Below are 2,783 nucleotides of genomic sequence, written 5' to 3'. Positions count from 1 at the left end.
CATGAAATACGGTATTCTGATGTGACAAAACCTGAATCCTGGTCGTTAAAGTGTTTGTTTGCACTCATATTTTAACTGTTAGGACTCAGGTTTTTTTATTTAAAGCAAACTATGGGACAGCAGTGGGAAGTTCCCCTCTTTTTAAAGAGGGATTGGGGTGGATTAAAGTTATTGAAATTAATTAGAAAAAAACCTACTGTTGAGTGGGTTTTTTTATAGAGAAAATAATGTCACTTTTAAGAGAAATTCAAAATGACGCTGTTAATTCTAATGTGAAAATTTCAGACTTATTGAGAAAATGCAAAATTTTAGCAGTGAGACTAGGAAGTACAGAATTTCAAAGTTGGATAAATAAGGAGTTGAATGGTTATTCTTCAGAAGATGAACTACCTGAATATAGAATTATTGAAGTCAATTCTAAAGGAAATTTTGCTGGAGCATTTGGAGCGAGTTTAACTAATATAGATATACCTTCAATTTGTTTTGATCAAGAGCATCATGAAGATATCCATCAATCATCTTTAGTAGGATCAATTTCTGAATTGGAAACTTTAGTAGAAAATAGTGTGAGGCAATCAATCAACTTAAGACAGCCTTGGAATCCGAATTTTGTTGCTCTATTCGGTAAAAATATTTACCGAGGATATACATGTATTCAAGCTTGGAGAGAGATTTCACCAGCTCAAGTACAGGGAATTATTGATTTAATTAAAACGAAAATTTTAGATTTTGTTTTAGATATTGAAATGATCAATCCAGAAGCTGGTGAAGCTTTATTAAATTCTTGCCCAATCCCACAAGAACAAGTTAGTCAAATTTTTAATATTAATATTTCTGGCAATGTTCAAAACTTAGCTTCAGGAAATCATCACAGCACTATCCATCAAGAAATTAATAACTCTCAAATTCCTCAAGAGTTTCTAGATTTATTAAGTACTTTGAGAAAATCTGAAATCGAGGAAGAGTTAGTTAGCGATCTAGAACTAAGAATTGAAAAATTAGGAACCTCAATTGGAACACCAGAATATACTTCCCAATATGGTGAGCTAATGAGTTTTCTCTCTAATCATGTGACTATATATACTTTCTTAGCTCCATTTATTCCAATGCTATCAAGCTATTTATCATAGAAAGTGAAAGTGATTAGGCACAGCGACGAAATATCATTAGATCACAAATAAAAATAACACTTAGCTTTAACGACACTATCATTTACAAAAATGGACAATAGACATTCATCACAACAGAGTTATACTGCTTAGACCATTTTCTAAAACAACGGAGAACAAAGATGGTTACAGCTGGCTCAAAACCGGGAACAGGTTTCTATTTTTGTGTTCAATGCGGACATCGCGTCTTCTTAGAAATTGGTACAGACCGACTACCACCGTGTACCAAATGCCTCGGCACCCAATATAACGATAAGGTTGCCTAAGCACACGATATTCAAAACAGAAGATCCTGTTTTAAATAAAAGCCCTATCACCCGATAGGGCTTTTTTGTTAGCGTATAATTTGGATCATAAAAATGGCTTAAATCTCAAGGGCAAACAGCATGGAAACAATCCTCGGTTTATGTATCGGTATCGGCTTAAGTGCAGCCTGCGGTTTCCGTGTTTTTGTGCCTTTGCTGGTAATGAGTATTGCCGCATTGATGGGCTGGTTTGAACCGATGACCGGTTTTAAATGGCTGGCCATGCCGGCAGTCTGTCTGGCTTTAGCCATCGCGAGTATCTGTGAAATTGCTGCGTATTATATTCCGTGGGTGGACAATGCCATCGATATGATTGCAACGCCTGCAGCCATGCTCGCCGGAACTCTGACCACGATGGCTGTGAGCAGTGGAGAAATGTCCCAGTTTGCAGCTTGGGCCGCAGCGATTATTGTCGGTGGCGGAACAGCAGGGGCCGTGCAACTGAGCAGTGTTGCAGCACGTGGACTATCAACTGCCACTACAGGCGGTGTTGCGAATCCCGTACTCTCAACCGGAGAGTGGATCGGGGCTATTCTGTTATCCATTCTGTCATTGCTTTTGCCAGTGCTAGCTGCCTTGCTGGTTGTAATGCTAGCCATCATGGCAATTCGCTGGATACGTCTAAAAAAGAAAAACAAGCTAGAAAATTCCGCCTTATAAGAATCAGATAAATAAATATTTATCACTCATTCTTAATGAAATATTTGCTTAAAGAAAGGCCTTCATCTTGTTCATTAAATTGCTTGATTTTTATTGAAAAAAGACATAATTTTATTATGGGATTGCAAAAGACATAATTTTTGTATGGTTTTATTTGTGGTTGAACTTTATAAAAACAATATTAGGGGAACTGTAAATGATTAAATTTATTGTAGATGAACAAGAGTCTGCCCAAGGCGTGCACTATATTCATAACGCAACTGAAGGCTGTGAAGACCTGCCAGAATTTGATAACCAGATTCTGATTGGATATTTTGCCAATTATGATTTGGCTTATAAACGGGCAAGAATGAACTGGCCGAGGGAAAAAGTAGAGGGCTGTCATAAGTGCTGTACAGAATGAGATTTATAAATATATTGGGCGTCATTTAAAACTTGCTATACAGTGGGTTTTATCATTTATTTTGTTTGAAAATTGATCAATTTGACCCCATATAAAACTATAGATTTATTATGTTTAGGCTCTGTACACGACAAAAATAGATAACTCATTGAAATAATGTCACAATAATTGTTTTCTAACGACGAATACTATGACACATCTCAATGAGTTATATCTTATCTTAAACAAATCTCTAAAATGGAACAA

At 36.3% G+C, this 2,783-nt stretch carries 4 protein-coding genes; all 4 read left to right on the top strand.

Annotated features, from left to right (window positions below; translation table 11 throughout):
* Positions 1-227 precede the first annotated feature (227 nt).
* The 4 genes from FTV25_RS15810 to FTV25_RS15795 all read left to right on the top strand — a co-directional run bounded on the left by FTV25_RS15810 (position 228) and on the right by FTV25_RS15795 (position 2,537).
* Positions 228-1,130 (top strand): hypothetical protein, encoded by a 903-nt coding sequence (locus tag FTV25_RS15810; RefSeq protein ID WP_180004510.1) that lies wholly within the window; start codon positions 228-230, stop codon positions 1,128-1,130.
* Positions 1,131-1,237: 107 nt separating this feature from the next.
* On the top strand, positions 1,238-1,435 hold the full coding sequence (locus tag FTV25_RS15805) for a zinc ribbon-containing protein (RefSeq protein ID WP_257229525.1): 198 nt from the start codon (positions 1,238-1,240) through the stop codon (positions 1,433-1,435).
* A gap of 120 nt (positions 1,436-1,555) precedes the next feature.
* The gene (locus FTV25_RS15800; protein ID WP_180004512.1) at positions 1,556-2,134 is read left to right on the top strand and encodes a DUF4126 domain-containing protein; all 579 of its coding nucleotides are present in this window, start codon (positions 1,556-1,558) and stop codon (positions 2,132-2,134) included.
* A 196-nt stretch (positions 2,135-2,330) separates the two neighbouring features.
* Positions 2,331-2,537: a hypothetical protein gene (locus tag FTV25_RS15795; RefSeq protein WP_034705268.1), complete on the top strand. Its 207-nt coding sequence runs from the start codon at positions 2,331-2,333 to the stop codon at positions 2,535-2,537.
* The last annotated feature ends 246 nt before the right edge of the window (positions 2,538-2,783 follow it).

The organism is Acinetobacter sp. YH12249 (assembly GCF_013417475.1).
Classification (GTDB): Bacteria; Pseudomonadota; Gammaproteobacteria; order Pseudomonadales; family Moraxellaceae; genus Acinetobacter.
The sequence above is the reverse complement of the archived record's forward strand: the minus strand, read 5'-3'. Positions and strand labels throughout refer to the sequence as shown.